Source organism: Kineobactrum salinum (assembly GCF_010669285.1).
GTDB classification, from domain to species: domain Bacteria; phylum Pseudomonadota; class Gammaproteobacteria; order Pseudomonadales; family Halieaceae; genus Kineobactrum; species Kineobactrum salinum.
Genome location: NZ_CP048711.1, coordinates 1,379,549 through 1,404,965, shown reverse-complemented (window position 1 = coordinate 1,404,965; position 25,417 = coordinate 1,379,549). Strand labels below are relative to the sequence as shown.

24 protein-coding genes and 1 tRNA gene are annotated in these 25,417 nt (G+C 55.7%); 24 read left to right on the top strand and 1 reads right to left on the bottom strand.

Features of this window, described 5'->3' with window-relative positions; genetic code table 11:
- Nucleotides 1–9 precede the first annotated feature (9 nt).
- The 14 genes from tpiA (at nt 10) to G3T16_RS05910 (ending at nt 14,157) form a co-directional block, all read left to right on the top strand.
- Entirely contained in the window at nt 10–753 is a 744-nt protein-coding gene (gene tpiA, locus G3T16_RS05975) for a triose-phosphate isomerase (RefSeq protein WP_163494262.1), read from the top strand.
- 56 nt (nt 754–809) lie between these two features.
- Nucleotides 810–1,202 (top strand): preprotein translocase subunit SecG, encoded by a 393-nt coding sequence (secG, locus tag G3T16_RS05970; protein ID WP_163494261.1) that lies wholly within the window; start codon nt 810–812, stop codon nt 1,200–1,202.
- Nucleotides 1,203–1,222: 20 nt separating this feature from the next.
- Nucleotides 1,223–1,308: transfer RNA gene (locus tag G3T16_RS05965), tRNA-Leu, on the top strand.
- A gap of 272 nt (nt 1,309–1,580) precedes the next feature.
- Nucleotides 1,581–2,585, top strand: coding sequence for a virulence protein RhuM/Fic/DOC family protein (rhuM, locus tag G3T16_RS05960; RefSeq protein WP_163494260.1), 1,005 nt, complete (start codon nt 1,581–1,583; stop codon nt 2,583–2,585).
- Nucleotides 2,586–3,513: 928 nt separating this feature from the next.
- On the top strand, nt 3,514–4,380 hold the full coding sequence (locus tag G3T16_RS05955; protein ID WP_163494259.1) for a phage integrase N-terminal domain-containing protein: 867 nt from the start codon (nt 3,514–3,516) through the stop codon (nt 4,378–4,380).
- Nucleotides 4,381–4,427: 47 nt separating this feature from the next.
- On the top strand, nt 4,428–4,616 hold the full coding sequence (locus tag G3T16_RS05950) for a helix-turn-helix transcriptional regulator (RefSeq protein WP_163494258.1): 189 nt from the start codon (nt 4,428–4,430) through the stop codon (nt 4,614–4,616).
- A 431-nt stretch (nt 4,617–5,047) separates the two neighbouring features.
- Nucleotides 5,048–5,437, top strand: coding sequence for a hypothetical protein (locus G3T16_RS05945; protein ID WP_197911924.1), 390 nt, complete (start codon nt 5,048–5,050; stop codon nt 5,435–5,437).
- Nucleotides 5,438–5,795: 358 nt separating this feature from the next.
- A protein-coding gene (locus G3T16_RS05940; protein ID WP_163494008.1) for an IS3 family transposase occupies nt 5,796–6,880 on the top strand; the annotation gives its coding sequence in 2 pieces (ribosomal slippage) (nt 5,796–6,057 and nt 6,057–6,880; 1,086 coding nt in all).
- A gap of 319 nt (nt 6,881–7,199) precedes the next feature.
- Nucleotides 7,200–8,288: an IS5 family transposase gene (locus tag G3T16_RS05935; RefSeq protein WP_163493605.1), complete on the top strand. Its 1,089-nt coding sequence runs from the start codon at nt 7,200–7,202 to the stop codon at nt 8,286–8,288.
- Between the two features lie 168 nt (nt 8,289–8,456).
- Complete coding sequence (locus G3T16_RS05930) at nt 8,457–10,085, top strand: AIPR family protein (RefSeq protein WP_332102867.1); 1,629 nt, start codon at nt 8,457–8,459, stop codon at nt 10,083–10,085.
- A gap of 144 nt (nt 10,086–10,229) precedes the next feature.
- Nucleotides 10,230–11,410, top strand: a protein-coding gene (locus G3T16_RS05925; RefSeq protein WP_163494256.1) for an IS3 family transposase whose coding sequence is annotated in 2 segments (ribosomal slippage) — nt 10,230–10,515 and nt 10,515–11,410 — 1,182 coding nt in all. Because the reading frame shifts where the segments join, the coding sequence is not laid out codon by codon here.
- Nucleotides 11,391–12,464, top strand: a complete 1,074-nt coding sequence (locus G3T16_RS05920) for a hypothetical protein (protein WP_163494255.1) — start codon at nt 11,391–11,393, stop codon at nt 12,462–12,464. The genes G3T16_RS05925 and G3T16_RS05920 overlap by 20 nt, the downstream gene beginning before the upstream one ends.
- Before the next feature lie 93 nt (nt 12,465–12,557).
- On the top strand, nt 12,558–12,926 hold the full coding sequence (locus tag G3T16_RS05915) for a DUF2513 domain-containing protein (protein ID WP_163494254.1): 369 nt from the start codon (nt 12,558–12,560) through the stop codon (nt 12,924–12,926).
- A 436-nt stretch (nt 12,927–13,362) separates the two neighbouring features.
- Nucleotides 13,363–14,157, top strand: coding sequence for a DUF6615 family protein (locus G3T16_RS05910; RefSeq protein ID WP_163494253.1), 795 nt, complete (start codon nt 13,363–13,365; stop codon nt 14,155–14,157).
- A 764-nt stretch (nt 14,158–14,921) separates the two neighbouring features.
- Here the strand turns inward: G3T16_RS05910 and G3T16_RS05905 are convergent.
- Nucleotides 14,922–16,036, bottom strand: a protein-coding gene (locus tag G3T16_RS05905) for an IS3 family transposase (RefSeq protein ID WP_163494252.1) whose coding sequence is annotated in 2 segments (ribosomal slippage) — nt 14,922–15,784 and nt 15,784–16,036 — 1,116 coding nt in all. Because the reading frame shifts where the segments join, the coding sequence is not laid out codon by codon here.
- A gap of 292 nt (nt 16,037–16,328) precedes the next feature.
- On the opposite strand from G3T16_RS05905, the gene G3T16_RS05900 reads away from it, so the two are divergent.
- From G3T16_RS05900 to G3T16_RS05855, 10 genes are all read left to right on the top strand, one after another.
- Nucleotides 16,329–17,747, top strand: a complete 1,419-nt coding sequence (locus tag G3T16_RS05900) for an aldehyde dehydrogenase family protein (RefSeq protein ID WP_163494251.1) — start codon at nt 16,329–16,331, stop codon at nt 17,745–17,747.
- Nucleotides 17,748–17,760: 13 nt separating this feature from the next.
- Entirely contained in the window at nt 17,761–18,921 is a 1,161-nt protein-coding gene (locus tag G3T16_RS05895) for an acyl-CoA dehydrogenase family protein (protein WP_163494250.1), read from the top strand.
- Nucleotides 18,918–19,706 carry an enoyl-CoA hydratase gene (locus G3T16_RS05890; protein ID WP_163494249.1) on the top strand — a complete coding sequence of 263 codons (789 nt, stop codon included), beginning with the start codon at nt 18,918–18,920 and terminating at the stop codon, nt 19,704–19,706. The genes G3T16_RS05895 and G3T16_RS05890 overlap by 4 nt, the downstream gene beginning before the upstream one ends.
- A gap of 46 nt (nt 19,707–19,752) precedes the next feature.
- Nucleotides 19,753–20,868, top strand: coding sequence for an enoyl-CoA hydratase/isomerase family protein (locus G3T16_RS05885; RefSeq protein ID WP_163494248.1), 1,116 nt, complete (start codon nt 19,753–19,755; stop codon nt 20,866–20,868).
- A 17-nt stretch (nt 20,869–20,885) separates the two neighbouring features.
- The gene (gene mmsB, locus G3T16_RS05880; RefSeq protein ID WP_163494247.1) at nt 20,886–21,773 is read left to right on the top strand and encodes a 3-hydroxyisobutyrate dehydrogenase; all 888 of its coding nucleotides are present in this window, start codon (nt 20,886–20,888) and stop codon (nt 21,771–21,773) included.
- Nucleotides 21,774–21,907: 134 nt separating this feature from the next.
- Nucleotides 21,908–23,218, top strand: a complete 1,311-nt coding sequence (locus G3T16_RS05875; protein WP_163494246.1) for a malonyl-CoA decarboxylase — start codon at nt 21,908–21,910, stop codon at nt 23,216–23,218.
- Between the two features lie 53 nt (nt 23,219–23,271).
- Complete coding sequence (locus G3T16_RS05870) at nt 23,272–23,511, top strand: hypothetical protein (RefSeq protein WP_163494245.1); 240 nt, start codon at nt 23,272–23,274, stop codon at nt 23,509–23,511.
- A 347-nt stretch (nt 23,512–23,858) separates the two neighbouring features.
- Complete coding sequence (locus tag G3T16_RS05865; protein WP_163494244.1) at nt 23,859–24,050, top strand: hypothetical protein; 192 nt, start codon at nt 23,859–23,861, stop codon at nt 24,048–24,050.
- 59 nt (nt 24,051–24,109) lie between these two features.
- Nucleotides 24,110–24,844, top strand: a complete 735-nt coding sequence (locus G3T16_RS21010) for a hypothetical protein (RefSeq protein WP_197911923.1) — start codon at nt 24,110–24,112, stop codon at nt 24,842–24,844.
- Nucleotides 24,845–25,187: 343 nt separating this feature from the next.
- Nucleotides 25,188–25,412, top strand: a complete 225-nt coding sequence (locus G3T16_RS05855; RefSeq protein ID WP_269473268.1) for a type II toxin-antitoxin system RelE/ParE family toxin — start codon at nt 25,188–25,190, stop codon at nt 25,410–25,412.
- Nucleotides 25,413–25,417: the final 5 nt, after the last annotated feature.

The window sequence follows — 25,417 nt, the reverse complement described above, 5'->3', positions numbered from 1 at the left end:
GGTTTGCTGATGCGTCGTCCACTCGTCATGGGTAACTGGAAAATGCACGGTTCCCGGGCCAGTGTCGGGCAACTGCTTGACGCTCTCATCCGCCCTGAGCAGGAGTCGGCGGCAGAAGTCGTGGTTTGTCCCGCCTTTGTCCATCTGCAGCAGGCCGTGGACGTGTGCGAACCGTCGTCAATAGCGGTGGGCGCCCAGGACTGCAGCCACATGCGCTCCGGTGCCTACACCGGCGAGGTGTCGGCCGGGATGCTGGTGGACCTGGGCTGCCGCTGGGTGATTCTGGGACATTCGGAACGGCGCCAGTACCATGCCGAGTCCGATGGCCTGGTAGCGGCCAAGCTGGCTGCGGCACTGGCTGCGGGTTTGCGCGTGGTGTTGTGTGTGGGCGAAACACAGGAAGAACGTGAAGCGGGTGAGGCCCAGCTGGTGGTGGCCTCGCAATTGCACGCGGCGCTGGCGGAGCAGGCCAGCCTGACGGATATAGTGATCGCTTATGAGCCGGTCTGGGCCATCGGTACCGGCCTGACCGCGACCCCGGAACAGGCCCAGCAGATGCACGCCTTTATCCGCAAGGAACTGGTGCAATGCGAGGGCGTGATACCCGAGCGCGTCCGCCTGCTCTACGGCGGCAGCGTAAAAGCCGCCAACGCGTCGGCCTTGTTTGGTCAGCAGGACATAGATGGCGCCCTGGTGGGCGGGGCGTCCCTGGATGCCGAGGAATTCCGGCAGATCATAGCGGCCGCCGGCTAAACGCCACTGCAAGGTGGCAACAGAATGAATGAGGGCCCCGCGGGGCACATGGTTTTATGGAACAGATAATCCTGGTAGTCCATCTGCTGGTTGCCCTGGCCATCATCGGCCTGGTCATGTTGCAGCAGGGCAAGGGCGCCGACGTCGGCGCCTCATTCGGCGCGGGCGCATCCCAGACCCTGTTTGGCAGCGCCGGCAGCACCAACGTGCTGACCCGGGCGACCGCCTGGCTGGTAGTGCTGTTTTTTGTCAGCAGCTTTGGCCTTGCCCTGCTGGCGACACAGAAGACCCGCCCGGCCGACGATGACCTGGGCCTGGTCATACCGACCTCCGAGGAGCGCGTTGACCGGAGGCTGGATTCCGATGTCCCGGTAGTGGATAATGCCGCCCCGACAGCGGAGCCCGTCGGCGACGAGCTGCCGCAACTGGAAGACGACCTGCAGGACTAGCAGGTCAATATTGTTTTATTGCCGAAGTGGTGGAATTGGTAGACACGCTATCTTGAGGGGGTAGTGGGCATTGCTCGTGCGGGTTCAAGTCCCGCCTTCGGCACCATTTGAATCGTCCAGGAAGGTCCGAGAAAGTCCTGAAACGTCCGATAAGGCCCTGTTTTTACAGGGCTTTTTTGTGTCTGCCTGTTCCGGGCTGCGCCCCGCGGCCCCGATCCTCAATGAGGCGGGCTTCATCCCGGACGCAATTGATTCGATGATGGCGATGCCTTTGAGGTGGAAGTGTGTGACTATCACTGAGAGGAGTAATGGATATGGCTATTCCCAACACTGTCGGTTACAGGCTGACGGCAGCTGGTTCAGTGACATTCTGAAGCCATGAGTGATCTACAAGTACAGATATTCACCAGCCAGGATGGCAGCGCTCAGTTGGAGGTGGCGCTGGAGCGGGATACGGCGTGGCTGAGCTTGGACCAGATGACGGCATTGTTCGAGCGCGACAAGTCGGTCATCTCCCGCCATCTTCGCAACGTGTTCAACGAGGGCGAACTCCAGCGGGAGGCAGTTGTTGCAAAAAATGCAACAACTGCCGCAGACGGCAAGACCTACCAGATCGACTACTACAACCTCGATGTCATCATTTCCGTAGGCTACCGAGTCAAGTCTCAGCGCGGTGTGCAATTTCGACAGTGGGCCACCCGGGTGCTCAAGGACCACCTGGTCCAGGGTTACACTCTCAACCAGCGGCGCCTGGCCGAGCGCGGTATCGAGTTCGAGCAGGCCCTGGACCTCTTGAGCCGCACCCTGACCAGTCAGGGACTGGTTTCCGCGGAAGGCGACGCCGTGGCCCGGGTTATCAGCGACTATGCCCGCTCCTGGAGTCTACTGCAGGGCTATGACGAACAACAGCTGGCCGAGACTGGCATCAAGCAACCCGACATGCGCGTGCTGTTGCTGGATGAAGCGCTGGCCGCCATCGCGAAACTCAAGCAGACCCTGATCGCCAAGGGCGAGGCCACGGAACTGTTCGGCCAGGTGCGTGGTGAGGGTCTGGCGTCGGCCTTGGCTACGATTGAGCAGGGCTTCGGTGACGAGCTGTTCTATCCCAACGTAGCCACCCGTGCCGCGCACCTACTGTACTTCGTGATCAAGAACCACCCGCTGGCCGACGGCAACAAGCGCTGCGGCTCCTTCCTGTTCCTGTGGTACCTGCGTCGCAATCAGGCGTTGCTGGCGAAGCCGGTAGAGCAGTTAATCAACGACAATACCCTGGTGGCCCTTGCCTTGCTGGTGGCGGAGAGCCTGCCGGATCAGAAAACTTTGATGATCCGATTGATTGAACACTTCATCCTGCTGCAGGAGCCAGCGGTAGACAAGGACTGAGGCAGGGCGTAATGATCAGGGTGTCGGTGTGCACGCAACCATCCATTTACCCACCCAATTCCATCCAATTTGATGCCCGGAACTGGCCGAGCCCGCCGGAAAGAGCAGACGTGAGGCGACCGCCGCCTACGTCACTATAAAGCGAAAGCGGGTAGTGACGTAGGCATCGACTTCCGCCGTTGTCCCAATTTACCCTTGCTCGCAGCAGCCTGCTCCCCGGGAATCCCACCCAAGGATCGGCCCAACCTGTCGCATCCCGGCGCAATCCGTGCACTGCGCAGATGGTTAGACAGGAACCACTAACCCCGCCAGGGCACGACGAAAAAAAACCCCGCCGCAAGTAGACCGGGTTTATTGTGGCAGCCGCATTATCTGTTGTTCTATAGTACCCCCAGCAACAGAATTTACCCGTGGCCACTACGGTAAAGTGGCAAGGAAGACCCCACCTTGCGTTCGTAAACGGGGTAGGGCGGATTCCGGTGGTATCGGAATCTGCTGAACGCGTCGCCCAGGGCCTTCCTCGACGCAACGGTCAGTGATGACCGGGTCCATCTTCGAACCATCACGGTGCCCCGCAGCCTGGGTCGCCGCACCTTCCAACCCATCCCGCTCTTCCAGGGATTTGTTCAAACGCCGCAGTTGCTGTCGGGGGCCCTGTCCTCGGCCGCTCATTGCTTTTTTAACCACGCAAGCGCGCTGGCGGTCAGCGTGTTCTGCCCGTTTCACTCAGGAGGTAATTCCACCCAGCCTTGGGCTGACTAACCGTTGGTTTGCACGGGCCAGTTTTCTGCGAAAACACACCGTGCTGTCTATGGCCAGACACATTCAGGTCAACCGGGATTGGTGTCCCGTGATCGCTCCGCGCAAGCGGCCCCGCCCAGCTGCGGCTGGCAGGAGATCAGAACCACTAACCGAGAGGAACAGCACCATGCAGGACCTGAACTACCAACTGAAAATCCTGTGCCGACACAGCCGCGAAGGCAGCTACAGCACCCGCGCGGGCCGCGAGCGCCAGCTGACGGCGATTGCCAATCAGCTGCACCAGCTCGGCTACCGCAAGATGGGCGCCCGCTCCCTGAAACCCAAACATGTCGAGGCCTTGGTACAGGCCTGGCTGCAACAGGGCCTAAACCCCGGCACGATAAAGAACCGGATGAGCTGCCTGCGCTGGTGGGCGGAAAAGGTCAACAAGCAGAACGTGGTCGCGCGCAGCAACGACCACTACGGCATACCCGACAGAAAGCTGATAGGGGAGGCGAGCAAGGCGCGCGAACTGACCGCTGACAAGCTGGAATTGATCAAGGACCCCTATGTGCGCACCAGCCTGCGGCTGCAGGCCGCGTTTGGCCTGCGCCGGGAAGAGGCGCTGAAGATTCAGCCGCGCTGGAGCGACCAGGGAGACTACCTGCAGCTCAAGTCCAGCTGGACCAAGGGCGGCCGGGCCCGCAGCGTGCCCATTCTCACCGATACCCAGCGGGCGGTGCTGGCCGACGCCAAACGCCTGGCGGGTTCGGGCTCCCTGATCCCCCGGGGGCGACTGTACATCCAGCAACTGCGCATCTATGAACGCCAGACGGCCAACGCCGGGCTCTCCAAGCTGCACGGACTGCGCCACGCCTATGCCCAGCAGCGCTACCAGGACCTGACTGGCTGGCCCTGCCCCCATGCGGGCGGTCCCAGCCGGAATACCCTCAGCGCAGCGGAACGGGATAAGGACGAGCGGGCACGCCTCACCATCAGCCAGGAACTCGGCCACACCCGGCTGCAGATCGTGGCTGTCTACTGCGGTATCTAGACCGGGCCGGGCAGACTCAGCCCAATGCATAACCAAGGAGCCGAACGATGACCAAGCGAATTCTGCGATTGAAGGACGTCAAGGCGATGACCGGGCTGTCCCGCTCGACCATCTATGCCGAAATCGCCAGGGGGCACTTCCCCAGGCAGATCAAACTGACCGGAGGCAGGTCGGTCGGCTGGTATGAGAGTGCGGTGATTCATTGGATTGAGACGAGGGAGGGGGGTGGGTCGTGAGCCTTAACAAAGCCAACCGCTGGGATCCTTGCGGACATTTGGTCTCAAAACGGTATACTCCCCACTGGGGAATCCTAAGAAGCCGAAGTGGGCGGGCTGGGGCCTTGGGGAATTGCGATCGCCGTTGTGGGTCTGGGTTTCGTCGCGACGAGGTATGGGCAGCCGGGGGACTATGGAAATAGTCTTGAGAGATGTCGGATTCCTATGCTCTGTCCTGCGCTGTTTTGGTGGGAGTACCTTTTGAATGTTCCGGCAGCGAAACGGAATACCTGTTAATTCGGATGCGATGCTAGATCTGAAGGTTTTTGCTCGTAGTATCAGCTACTTGGAGCTGGCGAAATGGTGGATTCAGATTAAAAGTTATACCTTCTAATACTTACTATGAGGCCGAAGGCCTCATAAATAGACTGTTATGTTTCTAGGGGATAATTTTGAGCATCTGTTTGAGCCTTACATCGGCAGACATCAGTCTTACAAAGGAGGTCGTAGCGATAATTGGTACTGTGGGGGCACTGGCAATCGGTATCCTCGGTTTGAATACTTGGCGGCGTCAGCTTCATGGGACTTCCAAGTTTGAAGTCGCGAAGAACATTCTAACAACAACGTACAAGATTGAGGACGCGATTCAGGCAGTAAGGAGTCCAATGCTTCACCTGCGAAAAGAGGGAGTTGAGGAGGGTAGAACCCTTGAGGAAGAACAGCGAATCTATGCAGAACGGTTGCAGAGGCTGAATGAAAAGCGAGCTGAATTGAGAACTTTGGCTCTTGAAGCAAGAGCCATATGGGGGGGCAAGACCACTTCGATGCAATTCAAAACTTAATAGGGAAGCTCCACTCTGAAATTTGGCTCCATTTCTGGTTAAAGGGCGCTTACGCAGGACCTGGTGCGCAAGTCGACCGGAGCCCCGACCGTGTTGCTAAGAATGATGAAATTGTCTACTACGTAAATGATGAAGATAAATTCACTCAGCAGATTCAGAATGCTGTCCGGAAAATTGAGGCAGTTTACAAGAACCGGCTTCGAGAGTGACGAAACATAACCAAGCAATTAAGTTCGCTCCCTGCGGTCGCCGGACACTCGTTCCTCGCGCTTATTGCGAGCGTTATACTGTAATCCCCCCAGAAAATAATCGAGATTTTGAGTAGAGGCTTTTATAATGATCGCAGAAGGAGCGATGCATGAAGAAGTCTCGATTTTCCGACAGCCAGATACTGGCGGTTTTGAAGCAGCACGAAGCGGGCGTTCCGGTCGCGGATCTGGCCCGCGAGCACAACGTCAGCACGGCACTGATCTATCAGTGGCGCGCAAAGTTTGGTGGGATGGACGCGCCGCTCATGAAGCGGTTGAAGGAGCTGGAAGCCGAGAATGCTCGCCTGAAGAAGATGTATGCCGAAGAGCGGATCAAGGCCGAATTGCGCCAGGAAGCCCTCGAGGGAAAGTTGTAAGGCCATCTCAACGCCGGGAGATGGCCAGGAAAGGCGTGGCCAAACATGGCATCAGTGTCCGGCTGGCGTGTGTGGTGTACGGCATTAGCGAGACCTGTTATCGCTATCAGGCAAAGCTGGATGGCGAGAATGCCCTGATTGCCGAATGGCTGCTAAAGCTGACGCAAACCCACAAGCGCTGGGGCTTCGGGCTGTGCTTCCTGTATCTGCGCAACGTGAAGGGCTACCCGTGGAATCACAAGCGGGTCTACCGCCTCTACCGACAGCTCGAGCTAAACCTGCGCATCAAGCCCAAGCGGCGGATCAAGCGGGATTATCCAGGCGAACTGGATGTTCCGACTGCGCCGAACCAGGTCTGGTCCATGGACTTCATGAGTGATCAGCTCGTCAGCGGCAAGAGCTTTCGCACGTTCAACGTGATTGACGATTACAACCGTGAAGGTCTGGGGATTGAAGTAGACTTGTCGTTACCTGCCTCACGCGTGATTCGCGCACTGGAACAGATCATTGAATGGCGTGGAAAGCCAGCGGCACTTCGCTGTGACAATGGGCCGGAATATATCTCGCAGTCGCTGGTAGCGTGGGCGAACAAGAACCGGATAACGCTGATCTATATCCAGCCGGGCAAGCCAACTCAGAATGCTTATGTGGAGCGTTTCAACCGGACCGCGCGACATGAATGGCTGGATCTGCATGAGTTCAGCAGCGTTGCCCATGCCCAGCTATTAGCGACACAGTGGCTATGGGAATACAATAACGAGCGACCCAATACAGCTATAGGAGGGATACCTCCGGCCCGGCTGCTACAGGCAGCATAACCCTCTACTCAAATGGGTGGTTAGAAATGGGGGGATTACAATACGGCATGACATAATTCTGCGCACTCAAACCGAAGCGGGGGACTGTCGCTGCTAGAAACACGGAATTCACATCAGAATCTAAAAATTACCGCAAGCGGAGAAAGGCCATGAAAGTCGAAGATCTCAACCATAATGCATTTTCGGAGCATGAACTCAGATCGTATGAAAAGCGCGCCCCGGACTTCTCTGGCCGATTTATAAGATGGTTCCTAGCAGGTTGCTGAAAAACTCCCTCGAATGAGGGAAAATAGCGCAATCGCAGGTTGGAGACCAAACAATGCGCGGTGATTACCAGGAAGGCGGTGACTTGTTCAGTTATGTTTCGCTGGAACAGCGCATTCCCAAGCGCCACCCGATCCGCAAGATGCGTAAACTGGTCGATGAAGCGTTGACCAACCTGGACTCTATTTTTAATGAGATCTACGCAGACTGCGGCCGGCCGTCCATCCCGCCTGAGCGTCTGATCCGCGCTTCCTTGTTGCAGGTGTTCTATTCGATTCGCAGTGAGCGGCAGTTGATGGAGCAGTTGGACTACAACCTGATGTTTCGCTGGTTCGTTGGCTTGAGTGTTGACGATCCCGTGTGGAACCCCTCGACCTTTTCCAAGAATCGGGATCGACTGGCGCAGGCCGACATCGGGCGCCGCCTTTTCGAAGAAATCGTCGAGATGGCCCGCCGACGTAGTCTCACGTCCAACGACCATTTCAGCGTTGATGGCACTTTGATAGCTGCCTGGGCGTCTCACAAGAGTGTTCGCCGCAAGGATGGCTCGGACGATGACAACCCTGATGGCGTCGGCCGCAATGCGGGCCGCAACTTCCATGGCGAGAAGCGCAGCAACAAGACCCATGCCTCGCGCACGGATCCCGAGGCTCTGCTTGCGTCCAAGGGCCAGGGTATGGGAGCGCGCCCCAGCTACACCGGACACACCCTGATGGAGAACCGCAATGGCCTGCTGGTCAATGCCGATCTTACCTCGGCCACTGGCACTGCCGAGCGCGATGCAGCGATCGACATGGCGACGGTATTGAAAAGTGGCGCAACACTGGGAGCTGACAAAGGGTACGACACACGGGAGTTTGTCGACGTGTTGAGATTTCTGGATGTTACCCCGCACGTTGCCCAAAACCTGAAGCGTGCAGGCGGGTCTGCGATTGACGGTAGAACGACCCGTCATCTGGGCTACGAAATCAGCCAACGGGTGCGCAAACGGGTGGAGGAACCTTTTGGCTGGGCCAAGCAGATCGGCGGGCTCAGGCAGACAAAGTTCAGAGGTCTGACTCGGGTAAGACAGGACTTCCTGAGGGTGATGGCTGCCTACAATCTCATACGTATCAGAAATCTGCTGCCCGAGGCGGCGTGGTGAGGGGATACGGGGAATCGATAGCGCCCATGAGCGGCTTATGGAGGCGATAGAGGCTATGAAGGACCTTGTCACAGCGGAAATCGGCCCCGAATCCCCAATCCGGTGAAGTTGCCACGAATCCGACTCGCCGTTGACCAAACTTGGGACACGGAACGACGAGGAAGTTGAGTGCGTCAAAATCATGCCTTTTTCAGCAGCCTGCTAGAGAATATATATCGATTGGAAGAGATTGATTCCGATGATGCCTGCGTGGATGCCAAGCACGATAAAGGTGTGGACGCAATCTATGTGGACGATGTTTCTGAGATCGTCTACATCATACAAGCGAAGACCAAGACTAAGGACAATGCTGAGTTTGGCGATACCGAAATTAAGGAGTTCTACGGAACTCTCCAGCAATTCGATAGCAAAGATAAGATTGACGAAGTTTTTTCTGAGACGAAAAACGACAAGCTGAAGCAAGCCATCACGAGAACGCGTCTCGCGTCAAAGGTGGAGAGCGGATACGACGTGCTTGGCGTCTTTATAAGCAACGCGCGGGCAAACGACGACGCAAAGGCAATTCTGGCCAAATTGCCCAATATCGAACTCTTTGACGCAGAAGCCATAGCCAATGATTATGTAGACCTAGATGTCGATGGTGGGATCAAGGGAAGCTACTACTTCGATACTTCTGACTCTGATGTCATCGAGTATGATGCTGGAGGCGCCGCTGCCCGACTGTTTCTGGCTCCAGCCCTCAACCTTCTCAAGATGGAAGGAATTGCGGATGGGAGTCTGTTTGAGCAGAACGTTCGATTAGCCCTTGGAAATACAAAGGTCAACAAAGGGCTGAGACAGAGTATAAAGGAAAAGGGGGAGCACAAAAATTTTCCGCTTTATCACAACGGAATCAACGTGCTTTGCAGGGAGATTTCTTCTGAATCCGAGGAACGGATCGAAGTTCAGGACTACGTTGTGGTCAATGGAGCGCAAAGCCTCACCTCGTTATTGGCTGAGAAATCGAAGATCACAGACGATCTCAAGATTTTGGTGAAGTTGATAGAGACGAAAGGCGACTCAGCTCTTTCACAGCGGATTACTACGAACAGCAACAATCAAAACGCGATCAAGGCACGTGACCTAAAATCCAACCACAACATTCAGCAACGGCTAAAGGAAGAAGTTAGTGCTATCAGCAATAACAATGTTGCATATGAGATAAAACAGGGCGAAACCAATAAGGGCAAGATAGTTTTAAAAAACGAGTCCGCAGGCCTTATTTTACTCGCAATGGATCTTGCACAGCCATGGAGCTGTCACCAGAAATACAAGGTGATGGACGACCTTCACTCAGATATTTTTGGCAGGCCCGATGTAACGGGTGCGAGAATCATGGGCTACTGGAAGTGCTTCGAGTCTGTTGAGTCGGCGCTTGATGCGATTGAAGATAAAAATTTCGCCTACTATAATCTCACAAAGTACTTCTTGGCTTATGCAGTTGTCAGTCTCATCCGAACTGATCCGAAAGGCGTAGCAATGTTGAATAATATGAAGGGAATTATCACGTCTGGAGGAGAGAAAGAACTTGTCGATCTTATTGGTGTTCTCGCCAAGTCGCTTGCATTCGATCTAAACGCTGAAATTGTTGATAAGGACGAGGGTGCGGGTGCATTTGACTACAAAAACGAGCTTAAGAGCCCGAGCTGGTGCAAGAAAATTTCAGCGAGATTGGTCGCTCAATACTCCAAAGACATTCTGCGAAGTAAGGCTGACCCCATCGGTACTCTTTGTTCTGAGCTTTCGGTCGCTAAGTGAGACACATGCTTCGTCTGAATGTTCGCATTCGGCTGAACGAGGACAGTTTGAGCTCAGTTAAAATACCGTATAACAAGGCGCTGCTGCCGGACACTAAACTTCACCCGCTAGAACGGACACCTCAATCTAACGAGGAGTCTGTTGATGCCAAGATATACGCAACCAAGAAGGACGTGGCAATATACCAATGAGTTCAAGGTCAAGGCGGTAGAGCTGAGTCACCTGGAGGACGTGAAAGTCCAGGAGGTAGCGAGGACACTGGACATCCATCCCTTCATGCTTTCCCGGTGGAGGAAGGAGTACAGAGAAGGAAAAATTGTGGCTGACAAGCGTAGAAAGCTTACCGGTCTTGGCAAAGAGAAGAAGCAACTCGACCGTCTCAAGAAGCTTGAGCGGGAGAATGCGAGACTGAGGCAGGAGAATGACCTGCTAAAAAAGTGGCAACGGTATCTGGCGGAACAACATCAGAGCGCTTTGGATTCGTCCAGAGACACGGAAAGCGACTAGGTGTCAGATACCTGTGCAATTGGCTGGGTGTATCGCGCACTGGTTACTACGATTGGTTGAAGCGCCGACCGAGCAACCGGGCCAGAGAGGATGTGGAGCTCTCCCAGAAGATCGTGGAGATCCATGCGGCAAGCAGAGAGATTTACGGCAGCCCACGGATTCATCGCAGCCTACAGGCTCAGGGAACTAGTGTTAGCGCCAAACGGGTTGCCCGGCTGATGCGCGACATGGGTATTAAGGGAAGGGTTGTGACAGTTACACGAAGAGCGCCGAGACTGAGACGGTTTCAACAGGCGGGTGAGAATCTACGGTTGCAAGAGGCCACCCCCGTACGGAGCGATCAACAATGGGTTGCAGATCTTACCTACATAAAAGTCGGTTCGCAGTATCAGTACCTGATCACGATAATGGACGTATTCTCTCGCCGAATACTCGGCTGGTCTTTAAGCAGGAGTCGCACCGTTGATGATGTACTGCCATTGCTGAAACGGGTGATCGCCAGGCGGCAGCCACGCTCTGGGTTGATATTCCATACGGACAGAGGGATAGAGTTTATGGCCTACGCGATACAGGACGAGCTCGAAAAGCACGGTATCCGAAAAAGCTACAATCGCTTGGGCTATTGCACCGATAATGCCCACATGGAATCGTTTTATCACAGCTTGAAGGGAGAGCTAATCAGGGGCAGGAAGTTCGACGACGAGCCCGCGCTACGATCTGCATTGGCGTGGTACGTTGACGGGTTCTACAATCGAACGAGACTACATTCGGGCATCGGCTACAAAAGCCCGATACACTATGAAGCTAGAGCGGCGTAAAGCGTGTCCGTTTTATCGGGTGAGGATCACACATTTTCCCCTGCGCTCCAAATGTGCCGCAGAGCGCGGCGTCGGGCATAAAAGTCCGAATCACGGCATTGGGTTGATGATCATGAATCCAACAGATTTTTGGAAGAACTTTAAGCTCGGTGAAGAGATTAGCGTTTCCGGAGCTTTCATCTATAACGGGTTACGTCGTTACCATGAAATGAAAAGCCTAGATTTTACCGATGAACTTTTCGAGTTTCTTTACGATCTTTCTGTCGGGATCGAGCGACTTCTGAAGATTGCGGTGGTTCTATATGAACATGACGACTCAACCAATCAGGAAGAGTTGGAAAAATCACTAATAACTCACAATCATTTAGATCTTCTTGCCCGCCTTGGAAAGCACACTCAAGTAAATCTGGGTCAGCCACAGGTTGAATTGTTGAGCATGCTCGGACAATTCTATAAAATATTTCGCTATGATCGATTTTCTCTTGCGTCTGTGCACGACGCCAAAAAAGAACGGAAAGCTATTCTCAATTGGTTAGAAAAACACCTCCAGGTTTCATTCCCCGACGACACACCTTTTCTAGGAAATCATAATGAAGACCGTTATCGTAGATTTGTTCGAAGAACTATTCTCGCTATCTCTAGGAAGCTTTACCAGATCATAAAGGAACGTGCCAGGCATATTAACTTATACACATATGAAATTCGGCATGGGTCAAAGGCGGAATCCGTTTTTCTCCGCGAAGTCGATATCTCTGATGAAGATGTTCTTTGGAAGGAGTTACTTGTATTCTTTATGAACACGAAATCATCATCTGGATACCTGGAATTCTTGAGAGGCATCGAGCCTCTTGAATTTGATCCAGGCCTAGTGGATGAGTATTTAGACGCATTTCAATCGGATTCTGGGAAATCCTTGGTTGTCGATGAACTCGAACACCTATATTCCGAAATGGAGGAAGACATAGGGGGTCGCCTTGAGCTTATGCGGGTGATCGGCGCTCCAAACGTCTATTTCGGGTCAGAGGATGACGAGATAGAGGAAAAGTTCGAATGAACGAGTTGCCCAACAAGGCCATCCATCCGACCCGAAAAACGCTGGCGCGTTTTCGGATCGGCTGATGGCTGGCGTTAGCGGTTTGAGAAGAATATGAAGCGCGATCTAGACCTTGTACGAAAAATTCTAATCTTCTTTGAAGAAAAAGAGAATGACCGGATAGTTCGTGAACTGAGCTTTGAAGGATATAGTGATCTGCAAGTCAAATATCACCTATTGCTGATGGATGAGGCCGGACTTCTACGGTGTGAAAGAGTTGTTTCTAAGTCGACGCCAACTAGAGTGATTGCCGTTCATCCGTTTAGTTTGACCTGGGACGGGCATGAATTTTTAGAAGCCTCTAAAGACGATAGCTTTTGGAATAAGGCGAAGTCTAAGGTAACTACTTCTACAGGTGCATTATCGTTTGATGTCCTTAAAGCACTCCTTATCGCAATGGCCAAAGAAAGTGTTGGTTTGTAAGTGCGCCGCTAACAAGGCGCACCAGTTGAACCTTCGGTTGCCGGACAAAATCTGCGTCGCAGCTTTTGCCCCTGTGCGCAACGTTATGGCCCGATCGAGCTATGAGTGACATATCAAAGAAAAACGATGAAATTGTTAAACTGGGGCTAGTTCCACTTTTGTATTTAGATGAGGTAGTCTCTTTTACTACACTGCGCAACCTTAGCTATCAAACTGTCATGAAAAAAATCGGAATGTCCTATGCCAGCAATTTTAAGCATCCGGATCTAGAACCTTCTGAACCGCTTTGCGAGCATGTTTTGTACAAAATAAGCAGAGATCAGTGGGAGTTACATGCCTTATAACCAAACCATTAAATTCGCTCCCTGCGGTCGGCGGACGCTCGTTCCTCGCACAGTTTATGGTGACCGTTATGTGAATAAGGATGCATCCGATAATGGAATTAGATGAAATAGCCATCAAGAATTCTGCGTGGGCTTGGAATAAGCTCCGCGAAGCTAGAACACTTGATTATCAAGTGGGAGAAGAATCTATCACAGATTTCATCGTACTGAATATTAAAAAGTGGGGTGTGGGGAAAATTTCCATCGATACTTTTACTCGGCATGCGGAGTCCTTGAATGGGTCAGATTGGGAGTGGTGGTTTACAGCTCCAAGTGGAAAATGGCTAGGGATGAGGGTTCAAGCAAAAGTTTTAAACCTAGCTAGTGGAAAATACGAACATCTGCATCACAAGAATAAGCATGGTGCCCAAGTTGATCTATTGATTAATGATGCTGCAAAGAATGGGTTGATTCCGCTTTATTGTATGTATACCAATTGGGAGCCAAAAAGGTATAAAGCTAATTGGGTATGTCGGTCTCATAAGTCTACTGTGCGTCATTACGGAACCTCAATCCTCAGCCCAAAAGTAGTGAAAAGACTTCAATCCAAAATGGAAACTCGCCTTTCTTCAATTATTGGGTCATTGAAACCTATGCACTGTCTTTTTTGTTGTCCTGGTTTTGGCGGCCGAGAACTGCCAGACCGTGCGCTAAGTTGGTTGCGAGGCACCGGCTTGCTTCAAGGCAGTTCTGCCCATGGCGAAGATGGATTGCAGGAATATTTGAAGAACGAAGCCCCATACTATGTATATCAAATGCTTAACGGAAAGGTTGAGGATGATTTTATTGACATTCAAGATGCACGATTGAAGCGGATAACGGTTTTTAGAGAGCTAAATGTCGGGTAAGCACATAATAAACAGCTGCTGTCGGACTGGCAAAATCTCCGGCATCGCCTCCAATTTTTCCAGCCGCAGCTGGGCGTTACACCCCGATGTGGGGATGGCAAATCCCGGTGAAACTGTTCGAGCTTATTTGGGGTTTCTAAGTCCTCAGGAGCATCTTGGTAAAGTTCACCTAGGCATAGAATTCTTAATAAGAGAGGGCGCTCGCACTGTGGGTAAAGGGGTAGTAACTAAAATCATTGAACTGGAGCAATCAGCAGGCCGTGCAAAATAGCCAACCACATAATAAGTTTCTGTTGTCGCCGCTATGCGGCTGGGACTACATGGCTTACTGAGATTGCAATGAGCTTTGATGAGCTATTTAGTTACACTGAAAGGGTACAGGATGCGTTGGATGTATACGGTCGTATACGAAGAGAATAGGGATGGCACTAATATGCACATGCTGGAGTTAGTCATTAACAAGAAGAATCATAAATTAATTCTGGGTGCAATAAATCGTGCTACGAGGCTCTGGAGTAACCTAAAAAATAATATATAAATCAATATATTAGAGGAGTTTTTCTCATCCCGCCTTCGCACCATTTGAATCATCCAGGGACATCCCAGAAAGTCCTGAATTGTCCGGTAAAGCCCTGTTTTTACAGGACTTTTTGTGTCTGGCGATTCCGGGCCGCGCCCCCGTCTATGACCAGACACCTTCAGGTCAACCGGGATTGGTGTCCCGTGATCGTACCGCCCAGCGGGCCTGCGCGTAAGCTTCCCCGTCAAGAGGACAATTTAAAAGTAGAGACTCCGGCACTTTGTTGCCGCACTTCGGCGGGTGTCCGGTCGCCCAATGAGTCGTGGGGGCGCTCCTCGTTGTACTCCAGCATCCACCAGAATGTTGCTTCGCGCACGTCGTCCAGCGAGGTGAATAGGTGCTGGTCCAGAATATCTTCGCGGTAGGTCCTGTTGAATCGTTCGACGTATGCGTTCTGATTCGGCTTTCCCGGTTGGATATACTGGATCGCCATGCCGGCTGCTTTTGCCCAGGTAACGAAGGCCTCTCCGAGGAACTCCGGGCCGTTGTCGGTTCTCAGAACCTGCGGTAGACCGTGGTTCTCTTGCAGCCGCTGGAATATCCTAACCAGACGCTCTGAGGTGATCGACGTATCGATCTCAATGTGAAGCACTTCGCGATTGAAATCATCGACAACGTTGAAGGTGCGGAAGCGGCGTCCATTCCACAATGCGTCGGACATGAAGTCAGCGGACCAGACCGTATCTGGCAGCTGGGGAACATACAGCTCCACGCGATGCCGTTTCGGCAGGCGCTGCTTGGCTCGACGCCGTAGGTGAAGATTCATACGCTTGTAGACCCGATAAATCCTTTTGTGATTCCAGGTACGGCCCTGGCGCCGCAGGATCTTGCGGCACTTCCAGATGCCACGGCTGGGGCGATCCTGGACCAGCTCCGCCAAGGCAGCAATGACATCCGCGTCCCGCACGGTCCAATCATCGACTTCCCGGTAAAAGGCCGACCGAGAGAGCCCAACACATCGACACGCCCGCCTGACCGACAGATCAAACCTTTCAGTCAGGTGACGCACCGCATCTCGCTTGCGGGCCGGCCCTAGAGCTTTTTTGTGATCAGGTCCTTCATCGCCGTGTTTTCGAGCGCCAAATCGGCATACATCCGCTTCAGGCGGGCGTTCTCCTGCTCCAGCTCCTTGATCCGTTTCAGCTCGGATGCCTCAAGGCCACCATATTTTGACTTCCACTTGTAGTAAGTCGCATCGCTGATGCCGTGCTTGCGACACAGGTCCTTCACGGGTATCCCGCTATCGGCTTCCTTCAAGATCGAGACGATTTGAGTCTCACTGAATCGTGATTTCCGCATACCAACCTCCTAGGGTTACTATGCCAGAAATCCCAACTAATAAACTGTCCTCTCAGAGGGGAAGCTTACGTGCGCAGCTTCTGTTGCCAGGAGCCTGTTCGACGCGTGGTGCCCAGTTGGTTGGTGGTTTCTGAACCGGAAATTGCACCGCAATATAATCCATATCAACCGCAATTTAGTCCCTTGCTTCCAATCCTGTCGTCAGTATGCTTGTCAGTTAACATAAAAATCCAGTCTCATAGCCAGGTGACAGGATCCCCGACCCGCAAGTCGCACGACAGGAGTTTGAGCCATGGCCAAGGTGCAGGAAATTCAAGTAGACAACGACGTCCAGCAGGAAATTGCCGCAATGATAGCGCGCGCCCGGGCGGCGCAAGCGGCGATTGAGCACTACACCCAGGAACAGGTCGACGAGCTTATCACCGCCATGGTGTGGTCGGTGGCGCGCGAAGACGTATCGGAGAAGATCGCGCGCTTCGCGGTGGAGGAAACCCAGCTCGGCAACTACGATGGCAAGTTCCTCAAAATTCACCGCAAGACCCGCGCGACCCTGATGGACATCATAAATGACAAGTCGGTCGGCGTGATTGAGGAGGATCCGGTCCGCAACATCATCAAGATCGCCAAGCCGATCGGTGTTATCGGCGCCCTGTCGCCGTCCACCAACCCGGAGGCGACACCAGTCATAAAGTCCATCTCTGCGGTCAAGGGTCGCAATGCAATCATTATCGCGCCACATCCCCGCGCCAAGCTCACCAACAAGATGATCTGCGACTATATGCGTGAGGCCATTGTCGCCATGGGCGCGCCAGCGGACCTGGTGCAGAGCATTGATGTGCCATCCCTGGACAAGACCAACGAACTGATGCGCCAGTGCGACCGCATCCTGGCAACCGGAGGCGGGGCCATGGTCGGTGCGGCCTATTCCTCAGGCACCCCGGCCCTGGGCGTGGGCGTGGGTAACGCCGTGATCACGGTGGACGATACCGCGGACCTGGATGAGGCAGCGGAGAAAATCCGCATCTCCAAAACCCTGGATCTTGCGGCTTCCTGCTCCTCGGACAATTCTGTGCTGGTGTTCGAATCCATCTACGACGAGTTTCTCGAGAAGTTAAAGCACGAGGGCGGCTACATCATTGATGGCGAGGACAAGCAGAAGCTGCAAAACGTGATCTGGGTGGACGGACACCTGAACCCCGATATCGTTGCCCAGCACGCCACCACCATCGCCAGCCGCGCCGGCATCAGTCTACCCGAGGGCAAGCAGTTTCTGATCGTGCCCGAAGTAGGCGCCGGCCCGGACTATCCCTTCTCCGGCGAGAAACTGACAGTGACCATGGCTCTGTACAAGATCAAGGACATCGACGAAGCGATTGACCTGACCAACCGCATCCAGGCCTACCAGGGCCAGGGCCACAGCTGCGGGATTTATTCCAACGACGACGACAACATCCTCAAGCTGGCCCTGGCCACGCGTACCTCGCGGGTTATGGTGAATCAGCCACAGGCCGCCTCCAACAGTGGCAATCTGTGGAACGGTATGCGCCAGACTTTCTCCCTGGGCTGCGGTTCCTGGGGTGGTAACAGCATCAACCACAACATCACCTGGCGTGACTTGATCAACGAGACCTGGGTGTCCAAACCGCTGGCCGAGACCAAGGTAATTCCCAGCGACGAAGAGCTGTTCGGCAAAGTCATGAATCGTTTCTGAAGGGACTGAAGCCATGGAATTTTCGGTTTCCGAAGAACAACAGGCCTTTATCGACAGCGCGCGTGCCTTCGCCGAAAAGCAGCTGGCACCGAATGCCGCGCGCTGGGATGCCGAGGCGATCTTTCCCAAGGAGGCCTTCGCCGCTGCCGGAGAGCTGGGCTTCATGGGCATGTATACCCCCGAGGCTGCCGGCGGACTGGGGATGAGCCGGCTGGATGCCAGTCTGATCGTGGAAGAACTGGCCCGAGGCTGCACCACCACCACGGCCTTCATGACCATCCACAACATGGCCACCAGCATGATCGGCAAGTACGGTAACGAGGCGCTGATCGAAGAGTGGTGTCCCGAGTTGGTGACGGGCGGCAAACTGGCCTCCTATTGTTTGACGGAGCCGGGCTCCGGTTCGGATGCGGCATCTCTGCGTACCAGTGCCAAACAGGAAGGCGGCCAGTATGTAGTGAATGGCAGCAAGGCATTTATCTCCGGCGCCGGTGAAACCGACATGCTGGTGGTCATGCTGCGCACCGGCGCTGCCGGGCCCAAGGGCGTGACTGCCCTGGCTGTTCCAGCGGATGCCGAGGGCGTCAGCTACGGCAAGAAGGAAGAGAAAATGGGCTGGAATGCCCAGCCCACCCGCATGGTTGGTTTCGACAACGTGCGGGTGCCGGTGATCAACCGCCTGGGCGAAGAGGGCCAGGGCTTTGCGATTGCGATGGAAGGTCTGGACGGCGGCCGTATCAATATCGCCACCTGCAGCGTCGGCACCGCGCAGCAGGCGCTGGAGGAGGCCACCGCCTATGTGCAGGAACGGCGCCAGTTCGACACCGCCGTCGCCGATTTCCAGCACACCCAATTCAAGCTCGCGGACATGCTCACCGAACTGGTTGCGGCCCGGCAGATGGTGCGCCTCGCCGCCAGCAAGCTCGACAACAAGGATCCGCAGGCGTCCACGTACTGTGCCATGGCCAAGCGCTTTGCCACCGACGTGGGCTTCAGCGTATGCAACGACGCCCTGCAACTGTTTGGCGGCTACGGCTATATCCGCGAATACCCCATGGAGCGGCATGTTCGCGATACCCGCGTGCACCAGATTCTGGAGGGAACCAATGAAATCATGCGCGTCATCATTGCGCGCAAACTGTTGATGGAAGGCGCCCTGGAGGTCATTAAATGAGCCTGAGCAAGACTGACAAGATCAAGGTGGAACTGCGTGGACACACCGCGCTGGTGACGATCGACAACCCAGCCGCCAACACTTGGGACGTGGAGAGCCTGCCGGCCCTGCGCGACCTGGTTGGCGAGCTGAACAACAACCAGGACATCTACGCTCTGGTGCTGACGGGTGCCGGTGAGAAATTCTTCTCGGCCGGAGCGGACCTCAAACTGTTCGCCGACGGTGACCCGAAGACCGCGGACGAGATGGCCCGCTACTTCGGCGAGGCCTTCGAGGCCCTGGCGGACTTTCGAGGTGTTTCCATCGCAGCCGTCAACGGCTTCGCCATGGGCGGTGGGCTGGAGGTGGCCCTGGCCTGTGACATCCGCATTGCCGAAGAACAGGCGCAGATGGCGCTGCCTGAGGCCAAAGTTGGCCTGTTGCCCTGTGCTGGCGGTACCCAGCGCCTGTCCTGGCTCGTGGGCGAAGGTTGGGCCAAGCGCATCATCCTCTGCGGCGAGCGTATCAATGCCACTACTGCCGAGCGTATCGGCCTTGTGGAGGAAGTGGTCGGCAAGGGCGAGGCCCTGAACAAGGCCATGGCTCTGGCGGAGCAGGCGGGCGAGCAGAGCCCCTCCTCTATCGGCCGCTGCAAACGCCTGATCCATTCCGCCCGTGACAAGGCGATCAGTGACGGTTTGCAGGGTGAGCGGGAATTGTTCGTGGAGCTGTTTTCCACGCAAGATCAGCGCGAGGGCGTGAACGCCTTCCTGGAGAAGCGCAAGCCCCAGTGGAAAAACAGTTGAGCGTGGAAAAATAATTGCGAGTGGACGGACTGCCAAGGAGAGATCGATGTCCGATGAACCGATAGTTTTTGCTGAACTACCGGCCAAGAGCGGCAAGCTCGGTCGAGTCACTCTGGACGTACCGGGCACGCTCAACTCCCTGACTCTGGAGATGGTCGACCTGTTGCAGAACCAGCTGGACCGCTGGGCGAACGACGATGCCGTAGCTGCGGTATTCATTGAAGGCAGTGGCGACAGAGCTTTCTGTGCGGGCGGTGACGTACAGGCCTTGTACCGTTCCGCCATCGCCACACCGGGTGGGCCCTGCGAGTATGCAGAAGCATTCTTCGCCCGGGAGTACCGGATGAACTACACGCTGCACACCTATCCCAAGCCGATTATCTGCTGGGGTAACGGCATCGTCATGGGCGGCGGTCTTGGAGTGATGGCGGGCTGCAGTCACCGGGTGGTGACAGAGTCCACTCGCATTGCCATGCCCGAGGTGACCATTGCCCTGTTCCCCGATGTGGGGGGCAGCTGGTTCCTGAACCACATGCCCGGTCGTGCCGGTGAGTTTCTGGCCCTGACCGGGGCGTCCATCAATGCGGCGGACGCCCTGTACACAGGGCTGGCAGACCGCTTCATCGCCAGTGAGCACAAGGGTGCAGTGCTAAAGTCGCTGCAGAAGCAGCAGTGGCTGGCGGATGATTCCCAGGCTAACCACGGCGTGGTGCGTCATGTGCTGCGCCCCTTCGCGGAGCAGAGCCTGTCTTCCTTGCCCGGTGGGCAGGTAGAGCCCCACATAGGCCGTATCAATTCCCTGTGTGACGGCGACAGCGTCCATGAGATCATTGACAACATACTCGCCCAGCACACCGCTGACCCCTGGCTGGCCAAGGCGCGGGACAGCCTGGCCCACGGTTCCAAGCTGGCTGCCCTTTGGATACACCGGCAGTTGCGCGAAACCTGCCACAGCTCCCTGCGGGAAGTGTTCCAGGCGGAGATTGAGCTGGCCACCAATGTGGTGCGCCATCCAGAATTCGCGGAAGGCGTGCGTGCCCTCCTGATTGACAAGGATCGCAAACCGGCTTGGCAGTTCCAGCGTTCCCGGGACGTGCCCGACAATCTGCTGGATTCCTTCTTTACTCCGCCCTGGCCGACCAACCCCCTGGCGGACCTGTAACTCGACGAGGCAATAATATGGCAAAGATAGGATTTATCGGGCTCGGCAACATGGGCGGCCCGATGGCAAGCAATCTGATCAAGGCGGGTCACCAGGTCGCGGTGTTTGACCTGTCCGAGGCCGCCTGCAAGCAGCTGGCCGATGTCGGCGCCGCGGTTGCCGAGGACACCGCAGCGGCCTGTGAAAACGCGGATTACGTCATCTCGATGCTGCCGGCGGGTAAGCATGTAGCCGGCATCTATTTGGGTGACCAAGGGTTGCTGGCAAAACTGGACACGCAGACCACAGTGCTGGATTGCAGCACCATCGACGCTGAAACAGCACGCAAGGTCGGTGAGGCCGCCGCGACACTGGGCATTGGTTTCATGGATTCACCTGTCTCCGGCGGTGTGGCAGCCGCAGCAGCCGGCAGCCTCGCCTTCATGTGTGGGGGCGACGCCACTACCTTCGAAAAGGCCAGGGTGATCCTCGCCGACATGGGCAAGAACATCTTCCATGCCGGACCCGCCGGGGCTGGCCAGGTGGCCAAGGCCTGCAACAACATGCTGCTGGCCATCCACATGATCGGTACCTGCGAAGCCCTGGAAATGGGTGCCCGCAACGGTCTGGACCCCAAGGTGCTCTCCGACATCATGCTGGCCAGTTCGGGGCGCAATTGGTCCCTGGAGGTCTACAATCCCTGGCCCGAGGTGATGGAGAACGCACCGGCCAGCAAGGGATACAAGCCGGGCTTTATGGTCGACCTGATGGTGAAGGATCTGGGCTTGGCTATGGAGGTCGCCGACGGCTGCGGCGTAGACAACGCCATGGGCCAGCTGGCCCGGAAGCTGTATGAAGGGCACCAGGACGCAGGCAACGGCCAACGCGACTTCTCCTCTATTCTGGAGCGGCTCAAGCAAGACTGATCCGACTCAATCTTCACTCGGGTGAAGGCCCCTGGTATCACACGCTCCGCGGGCCTACCGCGGGGTAGTATGGTCATTCCCTGCCTGTCCACGTATCATCCATACCTCGTCTTATTAGTCCAGATGGAAAATGCATGGTCATAAATCGCTGGCTCAACTCCGTAGCCAACGCCGGTAAGAACCTACTGCGCAGATCCGCCCGCGACAGGAACAGCATCACCGCTCTCTGCAGTCAACTCTATTCCAACAAGGGGGAGGCGCTGGGCATCGCCCTTGCTGATGAAGTGGCAGTCGCCTACGCGGAGCTCAGTCAGGCACAGAAAGCCGAGTTCTTTCAGACGCTGGCCGCACAATATGGCCCGGATCCGGAGCTGATTAACCGCTGCGCTGTGGATTATAGCGAAAGCCAGAGCCTGGAGGCATATCGGGCGCTGGCGCGGGCGGTGGAATCCCCGCGCCAGACCCTGTTCCGACGGATCAACATGGCGCCCAAAGGGACCCGCACCGTGGTCAACATGCGTGAAGACCTGCTGGCGCTGCTGCCTGCTGACGATTCGCTGCGGGCCGTGGACGACGACCTGCAACACCTGCTCAGCTCCTGGTTCAACCCTGGCTTCCTCAAGCTCAAAACTTTGGACTGGGAGTCGCCAGCGGCGGTGCTGGAAAAGCTGATTGAATACGAAGCCGTGCACGAGATGCAAGGCTGGGACGACCTGCGCCGACGCCTGGACGCCCAGGATCGGCGCTGCTTTGGTTTTTTCCATCCGGCGCTGCCGGATGAGCCACTGATCTTTGTCGAGGTTGCGCTGGTGACCTCGGTGTCCAACTCGGTACAGAGTATTCTTGCGCCGCAGAATGACGCAGTTGACCAGGAGCGCCTGAAAACCGCTATTTTCTACTCGATCAGCAACTGCCAGCCCGGCCTCCGGGGAATCAGTTTCGGCAACTTCCTGATCAAGCAGGTTGTCATGCGCCTGAAAGAGGAAATGCCGCAGCTGGCTGAGTTTGCCACCCTGTCGCCTATACCGGGCTTCAGGACCTGGCTGAATAAGGTGCTGGTGGACGAGCAGCAGACCGTGCTTGGCGCCCAGGAAACCGCCTTGCTCACCGCGCTAGACGCGCCCCACTGGTACCAGGAAGATGGCCTCAACGCCAAGCTACAGCCGCTACTCATGCAACTATGTGCCCGCTACCTGGTGCAGGAGAAGCGCGGTAGCACACCACTGGACCCGGTGGCGCGTTTCCACCTCGGCAACGGCGCGAGCATCGCCCGTATCAACTGGCTCGGGGATGTCTCAGCAAAGGGCTTGCAGCAATCGGCGGGCCTGTTGGTGAACTATGAGTACGATCTGGAAGAAGTGGAAGAGCACCACGAGGCCTTTCTGAATCGTGGCGAGATCGCCTGCGCAGCGGCCGTGCGCAAGCTGTTGGCAAACAACGTCTGAGGTGCCCATTCCGTAACAACACTTCGGAAGGTGCGACGGCTGATGTCGCCGGCATGGTTCCCTTCAAGCAAGCCGATACCGCCGATTACCGCGGCAATGAGCGCGATCTTACAATGCAGTGCCTGGGCAGCACACTGGTTTACGATCTCAAGGCGCGCAAGATTTACACCGACGGCATCGGCCACCCCGGGCCGCGTGGCAGCTATCGCTATTGGGATAGTCTGCACGGTGAGACTCTCAACGAGGAGGTTGACGTCCCTACCACCTCCATCGCCTGGGAATGGGTGACCTGACACCACTGGAAGCCCGTTTACAAACTGCCGGAAACTCTACTTTTGAACTGTCCACTTGACGGGGAAGCTTACGGGTCCAGGTCATGCCCCGATAGATCTTGCTGAGGACGTACAGGCGATAGACAATCTCCTCGAAGGGCTGTGCAGTTGCATGCGCGGTTCCTAGGGTATGGATTGTGATGTAGGCCCCGACCTGGCTGCAGATCGCGGCGGTGTACTGCGAAGTCCAGGCCGTGTTGGACAGAAACATCCAAAAGTTCCTGTACGGGCGCGGTTGCCGAATGTATTCTCTGACCGGTAATAATGTTAATCCACGATTAGCAAACAAGGATTTCACCATTAAGCACATGATTCTGGGGATTTGCCTCGCCAGCTGCGCGTCGGCCGCGAGTGCGGGGACGTGGGGCGAGTTTGCCTGGGGCGCGGGTACCTGGGGTGTCAGTGGCACCCCCGTCCCTATCGACTCTCCACTGGCGCTGCTGGGCATAGCCGCCACACTGGCAGGTGCTGCTATCTGGTATCTAAAAAAGCAGCGCTGACCACCATCTTGTTGATTGCCTGCAAACTCTAGCCAATTGCAAAAAAGGACCTCTCAGTCATGAAGTTTCTCTCCCACAACGTAGTTGCAGGTACCTTTCTCTCCGCACTGATACTGACCTCCGCAGTGAGCTGGGGGCAGACGACGGTGCCCAATACCTTCGTGAATGGCCAGACGGCTGATGCAGGGCAGGTAAATGCCAATTTCTCTGCGCTGGCGACTGCGATAGACGATATTTCTCCGGGACCGGCGGGACCCGTTGGACCTGTGGGGCCAGCGGGGCCTGCGGGGCCTGCGGGAGCGGAAGGAGCTGCGGGAGTGGCAGGACCTGCGGGTCCTGAGGGAGCCGAGGGGCCTGCAGGACCAGGGGCGCTGTACGATTTCGCCGATTTCTATGCGCTGATGCCGCCCGATAATGCTGCGACGGTGGCTTCTGGCGCGGACGTTTCGTTTCCACAGGACGGTCCCAGCTCGGAGGGGGGCATAACCCGCACCAGCCCCAGCGTATTCAATCTGTCTGCGATCGGCACCTACCAGGTCATGTTTCAAATCAGCGTGACCGAGCCCGGTCAATTTGTACTCACGCTCAATGGGACGGAGCTTGCCTATACCGTGGTCGGCCGCGCGACGGGCACCAGTCAGATCGTGGGCATCGCGCTGGTTGCCACGACGGCGGAGGATTCCACCCTGACCGTTCGCAATCCCGCCACGAGCGCCTCGGCGCTGACGATCACACCGCTGGCAGGGGGAACCAGCCCCTCATCGGCCCATCTGGTGATCACGCAGTTGCGCTAAGAAGCCACGGCACGAGCGTCCGACCTCCTTTACGCGCAGGCCGACGCAGGCTTGGCGGTTTATCCGAGACTTGCTCAGTGCTACAAGGCTCTGGAATCTGGTTGGCCGGCCGGTCCTGACGGTTCAGCCCCAGGGTATTTTAGCGTCCCCAACGGCGATCGATACCATTTCATATCTTTCCACAGCTTCGTTGCTCCAAGTCCACCCCAAAACCGAGCGTCCTGCCATTTTCTATCAACGGCAGATATTAACGCTTGACGACAATGACGCATGGCGTTACTATTCGGCCATGATCATATCATTCAGGTGTAGGGACACACACAAGCTGGCCACCGGACGTCGTGTGAGGCGTTTTGTCAACTTTGAGCGAGTGGCGCTGAGGAAATTGCGGCAGCTGCAAGCAGCCAGCATTCTGGATGATCTTAAAGTACCGCCCGGAAATATGCTGGAGCCATTGTCTGGTGACCGAAAGGGCCAACACAGCATTCGGATCAACAAGCAATACCGGGTTTGCTTTCGCTGGACCAAAGCGGGAGCGAAAGATGTCGAAATCGTTGATTATCACTAGGAGGT